The organism is Nonomuraea sp. NPDC005692, from assembly GCF_040631115.1.
Taxonomy (GTDB): Bacteria; Actinomycetota; Actinomycetes; order Streptosporangiales; family Streptosporangiaceae; genus Nonomuraea.
Genome location: NZ_JBEXYU010000004.1, coordinates 386,685 through 401,942 on the forward strand (window position 1 = coordinate 386,685; position 15,258 = coordinate 401,942).

Genomic DNA, 15,258 nt, shown 5'->3' on the forward strand with positions numbered 1-15,258 from the left:
GGCATGAAAAGGGGCCGCGCCGGGCTGGGGGAGCCGGCGCGGCCCTTCGCCGGGGGAACCATCCCATGCCCTGGAGGTGGCCGGCGAGATCAGGAGATCAGTGGTGGAACTGCTCCTCCTCGGTGGAGCCCTTGAGCGCGGTCGTCGAGGAGTCGGGCGCGACGGCCGTGCTGACCAGGTCGAAGTAGCCGGTGCCGACCTCGCGCTGGTGCCTGGTCGCGGTGTACCCGCGCGCCTCGGCGGCGAACTCGGCATCCTGGAGCTCGACGTAGGCCGTCATGCCGTCGGCGGCGTACCCCTGGGCGAGGTCGAACATCGAGTAGTTCAGCGAGTGGAACCCGGCCAGCGTGATGAACTGGAACTTGTATCCCATGTGCCCCAGCTCGCGCTGGAACTTGGCGATCGTGGAGTCGTCCAGGTGCTGCTTCCAGTTGAACGACGGCGAGCAGTTGTAGGCGAGCATCTGGTCCGGGTAGCGGGCCTTGATCGCCTCGGCGAACTCGCGGGCCACGTCCAGGTCCGGCGTGCCGGTCTCCATCCACAGCAGGTCGGAGTAGGGGGCGTAGGCCAGGCCGCGGGCGATGCAGGAGTCCACGCCGTTGCGCACCCGGTAGAAGCCCTCGGCGGTGCGCTCGCCGGTGGTGAAGGCCTGGTCGCGCGGGTCCACGTCACTGGTCAGGAGCGTCGCGGCCTGTGCGTCGGTCCGCGCGACGATCAGTGAGGGGACGCCGCACACGTCGGCGGCCAGCCGCGCGGCGTTGAGCGTCTTGATGTGCTGGCCGGTCGGGATCAGCACCTTGCCGCCCAGGTGGCCGCACTTCTTCTCGGAGGCGAGCTGGTCCTCCCAGTGCACGCCCGCGGCGCCGGCCGCGATCATGCCCTTCATCAGCTCGAACGCGTTCAGCACGCCGCCGAACCCGGCCTCGGCGTCGGCCACGATCGGCGCCAGCCAGTGCGGCGCGTCCGGCACGCCCTCCGACCAGGTGATCTGGTCGGCGCGCAGCAGCGCGTTGTTGATGCGGCGCACGACGGCGGGCACGGAGTTGGCCGGGTAGAGGCTCTGGTCCGGGTACGTCTGGCCGCCGAGGTTGGCGTCCGCGGCCACCTGCCAGCCGGACAGGTAGATCGCCTTCAGCCCGGCCTTCACCTGCTGGACGGCCTGGTTGCCGGTCAGCGCGCCGAGGGCGTTGACGTAGTCCTCGGTGTGCAGCAGGTCCCAGAGACGCTCGGCGCCGAGCCGGGCCAGCGTGTGCTCCTCCTGGACGCTGCCCCGCAACCGGATCACGTCCTGCGCGCTGTACGTGCGCTCGACGCCCGCCCAGCGAGGGTCGTTCTGCCACTTGTCCTGCAGCTGCTCCGCAGCTCCCTTGAGGCGATCGTTCATCGTTCGCTCCTTTGTCGTCCCCTGGGGCTCACGTCGATGATCTGCCCGGAGGCCGCGGGTCAATAGGCTTCAGGGCTGAGAAGAACCGTCAAAATTTCCAATGCGTGCATTACTTGTGGGTATTCAGATGAGAAGAAATCGCAAGTTTTCCTGTTGGCCTAGACCAATCCTCATCCCGAACCGCACGCGGCTCTCGCGTCGCGCTGCGACGCGCCCTGAGTGCCCAAAGGCTAGAAAATGGGCCGAATTTCTGTCTAAGATGCCTGTATGGCGTCCCTGCTAGGCGAAGAACCGCTGTCTTTGACGCAGGAGCTCGATCTGATCGCGTTCGGCCAGCGTCTGCGCCACCTGCGCAAACAGCGCGGCCTCACCCTGTCGGATCTGGGCTCGCGCGTCAGCAGGGCGCCCAGCCAGCTGTCGCTGCTCGAGAACGGCAAGCGCGAGCCCAAGCTCTCGCTGCTCAAGTCCCTGGCGACCGCGCTGGGCGTCCCCGTCGAGGAGCTGCTGCGCCGCCAGCCGCCCAACCGGCGCGCCCAGCTGGAGATCGCGCTGGAGGAGGCGCAGCGCGACCCCATCTACGCCGGTCTCGGCCTGCCCCGGCTCAAGGTCTCCGCGCGCGTGCCCAACGACGTCCTGGAACACCTGCTCGGCCTGTACGGCGAGCTGCGCGCCCGGCAGGCCCGCGGCACCGCCACCCCCGAGGAGGCCAGGGCCGCCAACGCCGAGCTGCGGCGCAGGCAGCGCGAGGTGGGCAACTACTTCCCCGACATCGAGAAGGCCGCGGCCGAGGCCCTCGACGCCGTCGGCTACCGCACCGGCGCCCTGTCCCAGAGCACGATCCAGGGCCTGGTCACGCACTTCGGCTACACCGTCCACACCGCCCAGGACCTGCCGCGGTCGGTGCGTTCCATCACCGACCTACGCAACCGGCGCATCTACGTCAAACACGAGCAGCTCGGCATGCACACCCCGCGCACGATCCTGCTCCAGACGCTCGGGCACCTCGCGCTCGGCCACGGCAAACCGCGCGACTTCGCCGACTTCCTGCGCCAGCGCACCGAGGCCAACTACTTCGCCGCCGCCGTGCTCGTGCCGGAACGGGCCGCCGCCCCCTACCTCCAGGAGGCCAAGGCGGCGCGGGCGCTGTCGGTGGAGGACCTGCGGGACGTGTTCGCCGTCTCCTACGAGATGGCCGCCCACCGCTTCACCAACCTGGCCACCCACCACCTGGGCCTCGTCTGCCACTTCGTGCGCAACGACGCCGGTGGCACCATCTACAAGGCGTACGAGAACGACGGCATCGTCTTCCCCGCCGACGAACAGGGGGCCATCGAGGGGCAACGGATGTGCCTGCAGTGGTCGGGGCGGCAGGTGTTCGCCTCGCCCGACCGGTTCTCGGTGTTCTACCAGTATTCCGACTCGCCCACCGGCACCTATTTCTGCGTCGCGCACGTCGATCCCTCGCGGGAACGGGACTTCGCGATCACGCTGGGGGTGCCGTACCGGGAGTCGCGGTGGTTCCGGGGCCGGGAGACCACCAATCGCACCAAGTCCAGCTGCCCCAACGGCGACTGCTGCCGCCGTCCGCCCGCTGAGCTGGCCGAACGCTGGGAGGGCTACGCCTGGCCGTCCGCGCGGGCCAACTCGCACATCCTGGCCGCCCTGCCGCCCGGGTCGTTCCCGGGTGTGGACGAGGCGGACGTCTATACCTTCCTGGAGCGTCACGCGACCCTCGCATAAGCTGACAAGCGGGGGAACGGGGGAGGTGTCGCACATGCTGCCTGATGTGCGGAAATGGTGGCATCGCCGAACGTCGTGCGCCGCGGACTGGCCGCTGCGCGACCTCGTGGCGGCCAAGGGGGGCACCACGGTGAGCGTGGTCCTGCCGGCCCGCGACGAGCGGGAGACCGTGGGCGAGATCGTCCAGGTGATCCGGCGCGAGCTGGACGGCCTCGTGGACGAGATCGTCGTCATCGACTCGTGCTCGGCCGACGACACCGCGCGGGTGGCGGCGCGGGCCGGGGCCGCCGTGCACGCCCAGCGTGACATCCTGCCCGAGCTCGCACCGCTGGACGGCAAGGGCGAGGCGCTGTGGAAGTCGCTGGCGGTCACCTCCGGCGACGTGGTGGCCTTCGCCGACGCCGACATCAGGCACTTCCGCGCCTCGCTGGTCGCCGGGGTGCTCGGCCCGCTGCTCACCGATCCCACCGTCGCCTACACCAAGGGCTGCTACGACCGTCCGCTGAACGGCGCACCCAACGGCGGCGGCCGCGTCACCGAGCTCGTCGCCCGCCCGCTGATCAACCTGCACTGGCCCGAACTGGCCGGGTTCGTGCAACCCCTCGCCGGAGAGTACGCCGGCCGCCGCTCGGCCCTGGAACGCGTGCCGTTCCTGACCGGGTACGGGGTGGAGCTCGGCCTGCTCATCGACCTGCTGGACCTGGCCGGGCTCGACGGCCTGGCCCAGGTGGACCTGGGGTCGCGCGAGCACGCCCCGCAGTCCACGGAGGCGCTCGGGGGGATGGCGGCCCAGATCATGCTGGCCGCGTGGTCGCGGCTGCGGCGCCAGGGGAAGATCGAGGCCCGTCATGTGCCGGGGGTGGAACTGGCCCAGTTCCGGCGGTGCGAGGGCGGCCACGACGTGCTGACCCGCCAGATCGCCATCGGCGAACGCCCCCCGATGCTCACCCTGACCCACCCCACCACCTTCGACCCGCCTCCGTAACGGTCCCGCCTGGCCTGCCGCGCTCGGCCCTCGTTGGATGGTTTCGCCGTCCTTGTGGCGGGCCCGGGGTGACTGGCTTGCCGTGGCGACCCCCGTGGCCGGCCCTGGAGTTGGCGGGCCATGAGGTCCTACTTGAGGGCTGCTGTCACGAAGGCGCCGATCTGGTCGCGGATGGCGTCGTGGTCCTCGGCGGCGTCGCCCAGTATGATCCGCCCGAGCTGCGGCATCATCGACGGGAACAGGGCGAGCCCCGTCAGCATGAACAGCATGCGCGACGTCGCCTTCGACGGCTCCTCGCCGCGCCCTTCGGCCAGCGAGGCCGCCTTGCGCGCGCACCGCTCGACCCTGGCCTCCTGGCCGGGCAGCAGCTCCTGGCCGCGGTAGTTGAGCGCCTCCCACATGAGCAGCCGGACCAGGTCGGGATGGCGCCGGTAGTAGTCGGTCAGCCGGGCCACGTAGTCGACGGGATCGGCGCCGGGCAGGGCGATCTGCGACGTCAGGTCGTCGAGCGCCTCGTTGATGACGGCGTCGAACAACTTCTCCTTGTTGCCGAAATGCCCGTAGATGCGCTCTTTGTTGACGCCGGCGCGCTCCGCGATGCGATCCACGCGCGCGCCCGCCACGCCGTACGCGGCGAACTCCTCGCGGGCGGCCTCCAGCAGGGCGGCCCGGGTGGCGGCGGTCGAGACCTTGGGTGACATGCCACCATTCTGCCACCAACAACTAGTTGGTTGAAAACCAACTAACTAGTTGACGTCCAACTGGTTGGTTGGCTACCGTCCTCTGCCATGGCACTCACGCTTCCTCGTACGGAGGCCGCTCCGGCAGTCCGTACCGATTACGCCCGCTTCGGCCGCACCCTGTTGGCGTTCACCCTCACCGCGGTCCTGTGCAGCGGCCAGTTGTACATCGTCATCCCCCTGCTGCACGACATGGCGACCGGCTGGCACACCTCGCCCGGCGGCCTGACCTGGCTGGTCACCGCGTTCGGCGCCGGTTACGGCGTCGGGTTCCTGGTGTTCGGCCCCCTTTCTGACCGGTACGGCCGCCGCCGCCTCCTGATGGCCGGTCTGCCGCTTGCCGCGTTGACCAGCGCGTTGGTGGCGTTGAGCCCGAACGTCGAGGTGGCCCTCGTGTTGCGTGCCCTGCAGGGGGTGGCCGTGGCGATGTTCCCGCCCGCCGGCATGGCCTACCTGGCCGAACGGCTTGAGCCGCGGCGCCGAGTGATCGCCATCGCCGCGGTGACGGGTGCCTTCCTGGCCTCGGCTGTGTTGTTGCAGGTCGCCGCGCAGGTGCTGGTCGAGATGATCGGCTGGCGGGGGCTGTTCCTGCTGTCGGCCGCCGGTTTCGCCCTCGCCGGGCTCGGCCTGCGCGCCGTCATGCTGCCCGACCTGCCGCGCGAGGCGGCGGGGTCGCTGCTGTCGGCCTACCGCGCGGTGCCCGGCCTGCTGTTCGACCGGGTGCTCGCGCTGCGCTACCTGGCCACGGTCATGCTGATGGCGGGGTTCGTCGCCGTCTACACCGGGTTGCAGATCTATGGCGGTACGTCCTCCGCCGACCTGCTCACGCTGCGTGCCTCCGGGCTGCCCTCGATCCTGCTGATGCCGGTGCTCATGCCGTGGCTGGCCCGGATCCCCACCACGGCCAGGGCCGCCGCGTTCCTGGCCGTGGGCGCGCTCGCCCTGGCGGCCGTCGCGTTCAGCGGGGCCGGCGCCCTCGGCCTGGTGCTCCTGCTGGCCGTCTACGTCGCCGCCATCACCGGCGGCCTGCCCAGCATGAACGAGGCCATCTCCGCCCAGGCCGGACCGGCCCGTGGCACGGCACTCGCCCTGTTCTCCTTCGCCCTCGCCGTCGGCGGCAGCGTCGGCCCGCAGCTCGCGGCCGCCTTCGGCGGGTTCACCCCGCTGGTGTACGGCCTGGCGATCGGCATGGGCGTGGCAGCCCTGGCCGTCCTCACCTCCACCCGCCGCCGGACCCTCACCACCCACTGACCCCCACCTCCGGGCCCTCGCCGGGCCACTGACCCGCCCCCCACCTACCGGCCCTCACCAGAGGCCGACCGGCGCGGCCCCTCGATCCGCCACCCGACCTCGACCTGCCTCCGCCAGGCCCCCATCGGACGCTGGACCGGCATCGCCGTTCGGCGTCTGGTGGGGGCCGGTTTGCGCGAGGTGGTCAGCGGGTTGTGACGAGGCCGCCGAGCGACAGGTCGGGGCGGTCGACATGCACATCGGGCAGCAGCCATGACGTGTCGATGGCCACCGTGTCATTGAGCGCCCGTGCCAGCGGGTTGAGCGCGCCGAGCAGCGACTCGCACCCGCCGTCCATGGAGTGGGCCAGCGAGCACAACCACATCGCGACGTCGTCGGTCTGGCCGTTGAGGTTGAACCGGGCCCGGAACGTCGCGCTCACGGGGTCGTAGGCGTTGTTCGCGTTGTTCAGGGCGAGCGGCGCGGTGTCGAGGAACGTGCCGATGGACGCGCGCTGACGTACCAGCAGGGCGGTGAGGTGGGCGAGATCGCGGGTGTTTGTGGCGATCTCACCCCTGTTGTCCTCGACGAAGTCGGCGACCTGCGTGAGCGTGGAGGACAGCTGGCCCAGCACCGCGCGCAGTTCCTCGCGCTCGCCGTCGAGCTGCGCCGACACGCCCGCCAGGTCCTTCATGAACGCCCGGATCCGCGCGTCGTCGCGGGCCATCGCCCCGGTGATCGTGGCCAGGTCGCGGACGGTCTGCGCCAGGTCGTCGCCGTCGCCGGCCAGCACGGAAGCCGCGTCGGACAGACCTCGCACGGTGGCCCCCACCGTCTCGCCCTGCCCGCCGAACGTCCCCGCCGAGACCCGCAACAACCGCGCCAGCGCCCCACGCTCGTCCGCCGCCACCCCACCCGACCCTGGCCGAGAGGAACCGGGCCGTGGGGGCGAAACCGGTGGGGCGAGGGCCGCGGCGAGCTGGTCGTAGCCGCGTAACGCCTCGTCGATCTCCACCGGCGAGCGCGTCCGGCCCAGCGTGCCGCCGTCCTGGAGCACGGGCCCGCCCCGGTACGGCGGTGTGAGCTGCACGAACCGGTCGGCGATCAGCGACCGCGCCACGATGACCGCCTGCGCGCCGGCCGGGACCTTGCGCCCGGCGTCGAGCGCCAGCTCCACCCGGACCTGGGCGCCCGCCGGGCTGACCGCGGTGACCCGCCCGACCCGCACCCCGAGTACGCGCACGTCGGAACCCGGGTACAGCCCCACGGCGGCGTCGAAGTAGGCGACGGCGCGGACGCCCGCGACCGGCCTGAGCAGCAGATACGCCGCCGCCAGCGCGAGGACGGCGAGAAGTGCGGCGAGCCGGCGGTCCATCGGCCTTCCTCGATCGACATGGGCGAACGGTGACCAGAACATTACCGTGAGTCGCCGGACCGTCGCACCTTCCGGCCAAGCCCTACTCGCCGGTAGGGTGTTACCGACGGTAACAATGGAACGGCCAGGGAGTGGACACGATGACCGGGTTCTGTCCGGAGCTCAGTGACGACGTGACCGAGGTACGTGACTGGGTCCACGCGTTCGCCCGCGACGTGATCCGCCCCGCGGGCGCAGAATGGGACGAACGCGAGGAAACCCCCTGGCCCGTGATCCAGGAGGCCGCCAAGATCGGCCTGTACTCGCTGGACTTCTTCGCCACCCAATGGTTCGAGCAGAGCGGCCTGGCCCTGCCGGTGGCGTTCGAGGAGATCTTCTGGGGGGACGCCGGCATCGGCCTGTCCATCGTCGGCACCGGCCTGGCCGCCGCCGCGCTGTCCGCGAACGGCACCCCGGAACAGCTGGGGGAGTGGCTGCCCCAGATGTTCGGCACGGAGAACGACGTCAAGCTGGGCGCCTTCTGCGCCTCCGAGCCCGACGCCGGCTCCGACATCGGCGCCATCCGCACCCGTGCCGTCCACGACAACGGCGACTGGGTGCTGAACGGCGTCAAGACCTGGGCCACGAACGGCGGCATCGCCGACGTGCACGTGGTCGTCGCCTCGGTGGACCCGTCCCTGGGCACCCGCGGGCAGGCCAGCTTCGTCGTCCCGCCCGGCACGCCCGGCCTGTCGATGGGGCAGAAGTTCCGCAAGCACGGCATCCGCGCCTCGCACACCGCAGAGGTGATCCTGGAGGACGTGCGCGTGCCGGGCTCGTGCCTGCTGGGCGGCAAGGAGAAGCTGGACGCCCGCCTGGCCAGGGTCCGCAACGGCGAACGCGCCGGCGAGCAGGCCGCGATGCGCACGTTCGAGACCACCCGCCCGTCGGTCGCGGCGATGGCCGTCGGCATCGCCCGCGCGGGCTTCGAGTACGCCAGGGACTACGCCCGCGAGCGCGAGCAGTTCGGCCGCAGGATCGGCGACAACCAGGCGATCGCGTTCCTGCTCGCCGACATGGCGACCCGCGTCGACGTGGCCCGCCTGCTGACCTGGCGGGCGGCCTGGATGGCCCGCAACGGCAGGCCGTTCGAGCAGGCCGAGGGGTCGATGTCGAAGCTGGTGGCGGGCGAGACGGCGGTGTGGGTGACCGAGCAGGCGATCCAGATCCTCGGCGGCGCCGGCTACACCCGGGAACACCCGGTGGAACGCTTCCACCGCGACGCCAAGATCTACACCATTTTCGAGGGGACGTCGGAGATCCAGCGCCTCATCATCGGCCGCGCCGTCACCGGCCTGCAGGTCCGCTGAGGATGTCTGTTTCGGCCTTCGTGGGCGTCGAAGGTATCGGGCTGCAGGCCAGCGCGATGTGCGGTGAAGTAGGGGTCACTTCGGTTGCCAGCGACAGATCTTCTTGGAGGTGAGGGTCGCGCCGACGCGGGTGTAGAAGCGTTGCGCAGCGACGTTGGCTTCGGTCACCTCCCAGCGGATCACCTTGCCGTCGGCGGCTTCGGCCGCGGCTTGCATCAGCCGTTCGCCCACGCCGTTGCCGCGTTCGGCGCCGGTCACGTACAGGTCGTCCAGGGCGAGGTGGTCCTGGCCGGACCAGAAGCTGATGCGCTCCAGCCAGGAGACGTAGCCGATGGCCCGGCCGCTGCGCTCGGCGATCAGGTAGGTGATCTCCGGGCGGGCGAGCATCCGCTCCAGATCCTCGACGCCTACGGTGATGGCCGAGGCCTGGCCTTGGTGTTCGGCCAGACCGCGGATGAGGTCGTGCACGACGGCGGCGTCTTCGGGCGTGCGTCGTGGGTGGGGGAGTTGCCGGCGTCGCAGGCGTGTTGCGGAGCCGCCGTAGCGCCGGCAGCCAGGCGGTTCCCGCTCACTGGGAGCCGGCTTGCACCGTAGGTGACGGGCGGCCGGGCGTTACCGACGCTGCGACGACCGCGCCGACCGCTGAGGCGATCGCGGCCACGGTGAATCCGCTGGTGAAGCCGTTCAACGTGGTCCCGGCCAGGCTCGCGGCCGCGACGCTTGAGATGACGGCGGCTCCGATGGATGCGCCGAACTCGTGGAAGGTGCTCACGATGCCGGAGGCGATCCCGGCCTCGTGGGGCGCCACTTGACCGAGCGCGGTCGCCGAGGCGATGACGAACATCGCGCCGGTGCCCGCCGCCGCGACGGCCACGCCCGCCACGACGCTGACGACGTTCGTCGAGAAGGCCGGTACGGCCATGCCGATCGCCGCGACCGCCAGGCCCGCGACGGCCAGGGCGCGCCCGCCCCACCGGCCGAGCAGGCGTCCGGTCAGGTTGGCGCCGAGCATCGTCGCCAGCACGACCGGCAGGAACAGCAGCCCGGCCTGCAGCGCGCCGTAGCCCAGAGCGTGCTGGAAGTAGAAGGTTCCAAGGAAGAACACCGCGATCATCAGTGCCGTGGCCATCAGGATGAGGAAGGCCCCGACCGCCACGGGGCGCCGGGCGAGCAGTCGCACGTCCATCAGGGGCGAGCGCGCCCGCCTCTGCCACAGCACGAACAGCACGTAGCCCACGGCAGCCGCGAGCACGAGCCACCCGGTGAGGGAGCTGAGCCACCCCCGCTCGCCGGCGGCGATGAGGGCGTAGATCAACGACGCGCTGGCGGACGTCACTAAGATCGCACCAAGTAGGTCGAGCCGGGGCCGGGAAGCGGGCGAAGGCGTACGCGCCGGGAGGAGTGCGGCGAGGACCACAGCGATCACCAGGCCGATGGGCACGTTGACGTGGAACACCCACGACCATCCGGGACCGGCGGTGAGCAGGCCGCCGAGGAGAACGCCGAGCGCGGCACCGCCGCCGCCGAGCGCGGACCAGACGCCCAGGGCCTTGTTCCGCTCCTCTCCGTCGAACAGGGCGACCACCAGCGACAGCGCCGCGGGCGACAGCAGCGCGGCCCCGACGCCCTGGGCCACACGACCGGCGAGCAGCATGCCCGCCGACCCGGACAACCCTGCGACCAGCGATGCGACGGTGAACAGCAACAGGCCGGTGATCACGATCCGCTTGGCGCCCAGCAGGTCCGTGATGCGGCCGCCGAGCAGCATGAGGCCGCCGAAGGTGAGCGTGTAGGCGCTGACCGTCCAGGTCAGGGCCTCGCGACTGAGGGCGAGGTCCGTCTCCATGTGAGGCAGCGCTATGGCGACGACGGTGACGTCGAGGATCAGCATGAGCTGGGCCACGCCGAGGAAGCCGAGGATGCGCCACCGGGCTGGGAGCGGCTCGTGGAGCACTGCCTGCTGCACTGCGGGTTGGGTCATCAAATCCTCCAGCGGATATCTCGTATGTCCATATACGAGTTCTGCTGGTCACTATAAGCCGTATATGGACATACGAGATAGGCTGGGGGCATGGCTGCACCTCCTGCCCGCTCCAGGCGCCGTGTCGACGCCGAGCGCAGCATCGCCCGCATCGTGTCCGCGGCCCGCGAACTGATGCGTTCGGACCCGCATGCGACCACCGATGACATCGCCCGGGCTGCCGGCGTCGGGCGGATGACCCTGTACGGACATTTCCGGACCCGGGCCGACCTCATCGAGGCGGCACTTGTCGAGGCGCTGCGAGACGGTGACGAGCTCCTGGCCTCCGTCGACCTGGCAGGCGACGCGCGCGAAGCCATGGGCCGCCTGCTGGCGTCCAGCTGGGAATTGGTGGCCGAATCAGCGGCCCTGCTGGCCGCGGCCGAAGGAGTCCTTCCCGCGGGGCGGATCCGGGACCTGCACGCTGAACCCGCCCAGCGCATGGCTGAACTCATCCACCGTGGCCAGGATCAAGGCGTCTTCCGTACCGACCTGCCCGCCACCTGGTTGGTCAGCCTCACCCACTACATCCTGCACGGCGCGGCGAACGAGGTGCGCCAAGGACGCCTGGCCCGTGACGATGCCGCAGACACGGTCACGAAGTCCATCCAATCGGCGCTGGCCGCCTGGGGTGGGAGCCCGGCTTCGGGGTGAGGCGGCGGACTCACTGCAGTTGGCGGTAGCGCAGTTGCTTGCCCGCGTCCGGGCGTCTGACCTCGTGGACGAGGTTCAGAGCAGTTGTGCTTGCACGAAGCCGGCGAGCAGAACAGTGAAGCCGCCGATTTCGCCCACGATGAGCGCCGTCATGAACGCCGTTGTGCCGCGGACGGGATGGCGGAACTGATTGTTGGTGTCCCGGCGCCAGCCGTGAAGGGCGTAGCTCACGATCGCCGCGACGAAGAACACCACGACGACTCCCGCCGCGACGAGATCAACTGCCGCCGGCCAGCCGCTCAGCTCGACGAAGACGGCGATCAGCAGGGTCGCGAACGAATACAGCAAGGCGGCACGATGCGCGATGTCCACATAGGGGTGAGCCCTGTGGTGCTCCGAGCGGATCATCTGCAGGCATTTCCATACGCCCAGCACCAGGGCCGCCATGAAGATCAGTCCTGCCAGCAGCAGTACGACGATGGTGTCGTCCCCCAGGGGCATGGCGCTACGCATGACGGGGCTCCGGGAAGAGGCCGGGGAGCGACGCTGACCCATCGTGAGAAACGGTGAGTCCGTCGCCGGAGGTGGCCGGTGTGACCGTTCTGGCCGACCGTGCTCTGTGCCGTTGGATGAGACGGACCGACAGGTGGCGGTCCTGACTCTCTGCCAGGAGAGGGAAGGCCGCATCGGCGAAGCGCTGCCCCTTCTGGTCGGAAGCTGCCTGCTGTGCCCGGTGTGCCACGCCGTCGGGGAGGTTCGTCCGATGCAGGTGCAGACGTACCCCCTGCGGATCCCCGAGCGAACCGACCGTTGCCGACGCTCGTCCCTCTCTCAGTGCTTCTCGCGGTACCACGTGCCCCTCTCCTTCCGATAACTTGAACATAGATGTTCGAGTTATCGGGGAGCCTGTCTGACTCGTCGCCGTGGGCGTGCCGGGAGTCCATCTCGTCTCGCCGGCCGTAACGCCCCTTGGGGCGCTCGTCTCTTGTCCGTTTCTCTCCGGCGCCTGACCTCGGGCGCGGTCAGACGGCGTGCCAAGGTAAAGAATTGGTGGGTAAAACGCCTGTCTGGTGGGCGTTTTCGAAGCGTTTCTCCCAAGTTGACTTGTACTGCTCTATGCCATTCACATACCTTCAATGTCAGTTACGACGTAGGCCCGGTGAGCATCCGCGCCACAGTACGTCCCGACCATTGCCGAGACCGCGTCTGATCTGCGTGAACACGTAGAACGGCGTGGCCGCCGAATCCGCTCAGAGAAGCACGCGGAACCGGGGACCCACATTCTGTTGGGGTGAATCGGTGCACCTCCCGCGAGGGCATCCGTAGGGCACTTCCACGCCCGAACCCGTCAGCTAACCCGGTAGGCGGAATGGAAGCAAGGAGCAATACCCCTTCATGACCATCAACGCCTTCACCCGTGTTCTGACGCCCGCCACTCTTTCCCGTCTCGCCCTCGGAGTGAGCGTCGCTGCCGGTGCGGTTCTGGCCGGAGCCCCAGTCTTCGCCGATCAGGCGTCCGGCGCGCGTTCCGACACCGTCGCCTCGCACAGCGTCGAGCAGAAGACCGCCGGGCAGGTGAGCGCGCAGTCGGTGCTGAAGATCGCCGAGTCGCAGGTCGGCGTGACCGAGAACGCCGCGGGCGGCGGCACTCCGTTCCACAGCTGGTACATGTCCTCGCCGCGGGCGAAGGAGACCGTGGCCCGCGACGGCGGGAGCCTGCAGTCCTACGCCAACGCTCCCTGGTGCGCGATGTTCGTCTCTTGGGTGGGTGAGAAGGCCGGTGCCCGGTCCACCGTCGGCTGGGACGCCTACACCGTGACCTATGCCAAGTGGTTCGAGGCCAACAAGCGCTGGGGGAGCGAGGCCAAGCCGGGCGCCGTCGTCTTCTACTCCTGGGACGACAAGTCCGTCGAGAGCATCGACCACGTGGGCCTGGTCAAGCAGGACAACGGCGACGGCACGATCACCGCGATCGAGGGCAACACCGGTAACGGCAAGGTTGAGCAGCGCATCCGACCCAAGTCCCAGGTCGTCGGGTACGGCTACCCGCAGTACAAGGCCTGACAGCAGGCCGAAGAGTCCTCTCCGCTGCGATGGTGAGGGCAACGGAAGTGGCGCAGGCGAGGTCCTGCGCCACTTTCGCGTATCGCGGGAGCAACGCTGTGAGACCGGCGCTCTCGTGTCGGCCCGGTTCATACTTCCGTGTCGGCCCGGTTCATACTTCGAAGCAGCGCAGTACGGCGGAGAGCGCTTCGGCGGCTCGCCGCACGTCCACGAACTCACGTACAAGCTGGCGAAGCCGGACCGCAGGATGTCGGCGGCCAGGCGTCGGCATGACTCCGTTGTCCGCCAGCGCGTCGACAATGGCCGAACCAGCCGGATGGCGGTAGGAGTCCGGGCTGCCGCCCAGGGCTGGATGTGGGGAGTGGCCAGGTCCAGAAGGTCGCCGCAGTGCTCTTGGGCCAGCTCGACGAACAGCGACGTCAGGTCGACGCTCTTCGCCCGCATCGCGTGGAGGTCGGCGCGCTTCCACACGTCGAGACTCGCCTCCAGAGCCGCGTACGCAGGTCACGAGCGGCGATGCCACAGGTGGCAGGGCATCGAGGCTCCTGTGAGAAGGGAAGCTCCAGGCTTCCGCTTTCCTGATCAATCGAATGACCCTGCCGCGTGCGAAGGCCGAGGAGTACACGAGCTGGTTCAAGGCTCTCCCGGATCCAGATCGTGTCGCTGCCGGCCCGGCGGCGTGCGCCGATGAGCGTTGGCGAGATCGGCTGGTCCAGCATGGCGGCGGCGGCCACGGCGTGGGCTGTGCTGGTGACGTCGCTGGCATCGCCTGCCTGGTGTCCGAAGCCGCCGTCGTGTCACTGGCCGGAGAGACGGAGGTGGCGGGGGCTCCGCAGCAGCCTCCGGCGGCAAGCGGCGCGAAGGCCTCTGCCAGGTCGCCGATGAAGCCGCCCGCTAACGATCTCATGCTGGTTAGACGCTCGTCAGGATAGACGTTAGTCAAAACTGCGTGGTGTGGTGATGCCGGTGTGCGGTACCTGGCGCTGCGCTTTCTCGGTCGCGGCGGGCGGGGCGTGCGACGAGATGGGCGCCTGGTAGACACATGTTCATGAACGCATCCACCGCCCAGCATCTGCGCATCATGTCTTCCGCATTCGCCGTCGAGCACCTGCCGCATGAAGGGCCGCCCGAGGACGATTGGCTCGTGCTCGTCCGCGCTCCGGAAGGGCTGACCGTGGTCCGTGAGGCCAGAGATGGGGACATGGCGGAACAGTGGATCGCCTTCTACGGAGGCGCCACAGCACATGGCTTGGACATTCCCGGAATGTTGTCCGCGATCGTCAAGCCGCTGGCGGAGGCGGCGATCCCGGTCTTCGTAGCCTCGACTTTCCATGCCGACCTGGTCCTGGTTCCCGAGTTGAGGAAACAGCAGGCCATCACCGTCCTTGAGGAAGCAGGGCACCAGGTGGACAGCCAGGACGGCGAAGCCGGTGCACATTCCGGTCACGGCACCAGAGCGGGGCGGTGATTCCGCGGCCAGTTGCCGGGCCGCCCGCCGGTGCGGGAGGGCGCCGAAGGGTCCGGCGGCTGCAGTCGGCGGGCGGCGACCCACCGAAAAGTGAGGGGCTCGCCAGCGACCACGACCTGGAAGTCCTCGAAGGACCTCGACTGCATCGCCAAGATGCACCCGATCCCGGCCCCCTACGACGCCCCGCCCGGCGACGGCCGAGTGGGCCTGGGACTCCCATGGCTGCGGCGAGCCGCCATCGGTCCCGCA

13 protein-coding genes and 1 riboswitch are annotated in these 15,258 nt (G+C 69.7%); of the genes, 7 read left to right on the plus strand and 6 right to left on the minus strand.

The features are described from left to right. Nucleotides 1-97: 97 nt before the first annotated feature. On the minus strand, nucleotides 98-1,384 hold the full coding sequence (gene aceA / locus ABZ459_RS12400; RefSeq protein ID WP_357969373.1) for an isocitrate lyase: 1,287 nt from the start codon (nucleotides 1,382-1,384) through the stop codon (nucleotides 98-100). Nucleotides 1,385-1,651: 267 nt separating this feature from the next. Here aceA and ABZ459_RS12405 point away from each other — a divergent pair, with 267 nt between their 5' ends. Both ABZ459_RS12405 and ABZ459_RS12410 read left to right on the plus strand, forming a co-directional pair. Further along, nucleotides 1,652-3,124, plus strand: a complete 1,473-nt coding sequence (locus tag ABZ459_RS12405; RefSeq protein WP_352351541.1) for a helix-turn-helix domain-containing protein — start codon at nucleotides 1,652-1,654, stop codon at nucleotides 3,122-3,124. 34 nt (nucleotides 3,125-3,158) lie between these two features. Continuing rightward, nucleotides 3,159-4,109 carry a glucosyl-3-phosphoglycerate synthase gene (locus ABZ459_RS12410; RefSeq protein WP_357969377.1) on the plus strand — a complete coding sequence of 317 codons (951 nt, stop codon included), beginning with the start codon at nucleotides 3,159-3,161 and terminating at the stop codon, nucleotides 4,107-4,109. Between the two features lie 128 nt (nucleotides 4,110-4,237). Here the strand turns inward: ABZ459_RS12410 and ABZ459_RS12415 are convergent, their stop codons facing one another. Next, nucleotides 4,238-4,810, minus strand: coding sequence for a TetR family transcriptional regulator (locus ABZ459_RS12415; protein ID WP_357969380.1), 573 nt, complete (start codon nucleotides 4,808-4,810; stop codon nucleotides 4,238-4,240). A gap of 87 nt (nucleotides 4,811-4,897) precedes the next feature. Here ABZ459_RS12415 and ABZ459_RS12420 point away from each other — a divergent pair, with 87 nt between their 5' ends. Further along, nucleotides 4,898-6,100 (plus strand): MFS transporter, encoded by a 1,203-nt coding sequence (locus tag ABZ459_RS12420; protein ID WP_357969383.1) that lies wholly within the window; start codon nucleotides 4,898-4,900, stop codon nucleotides 6,098-6,100. A 184-nt stretch (nucleotides 6,101-6,284) separates the two neighbouring features. Here the strand turns inward: ABZ459_RS12420 and ABZ459_RS12425 are convergent, their stop codons facing one another. Continuing rightward, nucleotides 6,285-7,454, minus strand: coding sequence for an MCE family protein (locus ABZ459_RS12425; RefSeq protein ID WP_357969385.1), 1,170 nt, complete (start codon nucleotides 7,452-7,454; stop codon nucleotides 6,285-6,287). Between the two features lie 140 nt (nucleotides 7,455-7,594). Here ABZ459_RS12425 and ABZ459_RS12430 point away from each other — a divergent pair, with 140 nt between their 5' ends. After that, the gene (locus ABZ459_RS12430; RefSeq protein ID WP_357969388.1) at nucleotides 7,595-8,803 is read left to right on the plus strand and encodes an acyl-CoA dehydrogenase family protein; all 1,209 of its coding nucleotides are present in this window, start codon (nucleotides 7,595-7,597) and stop codon (nucleotides 8,801-8,803) included. 75 nt (nucleotides 8,804-8,878) lie between these two features. Here the strand turns inward: ABZ459_RS12430 and ABZ459_RS12435 are convergent, their stop codons facing one another. Then, a complete protein-coding gene (locus ABZ459_RS12435; protein WP_357969390.1) occupies nucleotides 8,879-9,271 on the minus strand; it encodes a GNAT family N-acetyltransferase in 393 nt (130 codons plus the stop codon). Nucleotides 9,272-9,371: 100 nt separating this feature from the next. Then, entirely contained in the window at nucleotides 9,372-10,784 is a 1,413-nt protein-coding gene (locus tag ABZ459_RS12440; RefSeq protein ID WP_357969393.1) for an MFS transporter, read from the minus strand. 90 nt (nucleotides 10,785-10,874) lie between these two features. Here ABZ459_RS12440 and ABZ459_RS12445 point away from each other — a divergent pair, with 90 nt between their 5' ends. Beyond that, on the plus strand, nucleotides 10,875-11,477 hold the full coding sequence (locus ABZ459_RS12445) for a TetR/AcrR family transcriptional regulator (protein ID WP_357969396.1): 603 nt from the start codon (nucleotides 10,875-10,877) through the stop codon (nucleotides 11,475-11,477). Nucleotides 11,478-11,552: 75 nt separating this feature from the next. Here the strand turns inward: ABZ459_RS12445 and ABZ459_RS12450 are convergent, their stop codons facing one another. Continuing rightward, nucleotides 11,553-11,990 carry a hypothetical protein gene (locus ABZ459_RS12450; protein WP_357969398.1) on the minus strand — a complete coding sequence of 146 codons (438 nt, stop codon included), beginning with the start codon at nucleotides 11,988-11,990 and terminating at the stop codon, nucleotides 11,553-11,555. Between the two features lie 715 nt (nucleotides 11,991-12,705). Beyond that, nucleotides 12,706-12,859, plus strand: a riboswitch (cyclic di-AMP (ydaO/yuaA leader). Between the two features lie 13 nt (nucleotides 12,860-12,872). Here ABZ459_RS12450 and ABZ459_RS12455 point away from each other — a divergent pair. Both ABZ459_RS12455 and ABZ459_RS12460 read left to right on the plus strand, forming a co-directional pair. After that, nucleotides 12,873-13,541 carry a CHAP domain-containing protein gene (locus tag ABZ459_RS12455; protein ID WP_357969401.1) on the plus strand — a complete coding sequence of 223 codons (669 nt, stop codon included), beginning with the start codon at nucleotides 12,873-12,875 and terminating at the stop codon, nucleotides 13,539-13,541. Nucleotides 13,542-14,589: 1,048 nt separating this feature from the next. Next, nucleotides 14,590-15,009 carry an ACT domain-containing protein gene (locus ABZ459_RS12460; protein WP_357969404.1) on the plus strand — a complete coding sequence of 140 codons (420 nt, stop codon included), beginning with the start codon at nucleotides 14,590-14,592 and terminating at the stop codon, nucleotides 15,007-15,009. Nucleotides 15,010-15,258: the final 249 nt, after the last annotated feature.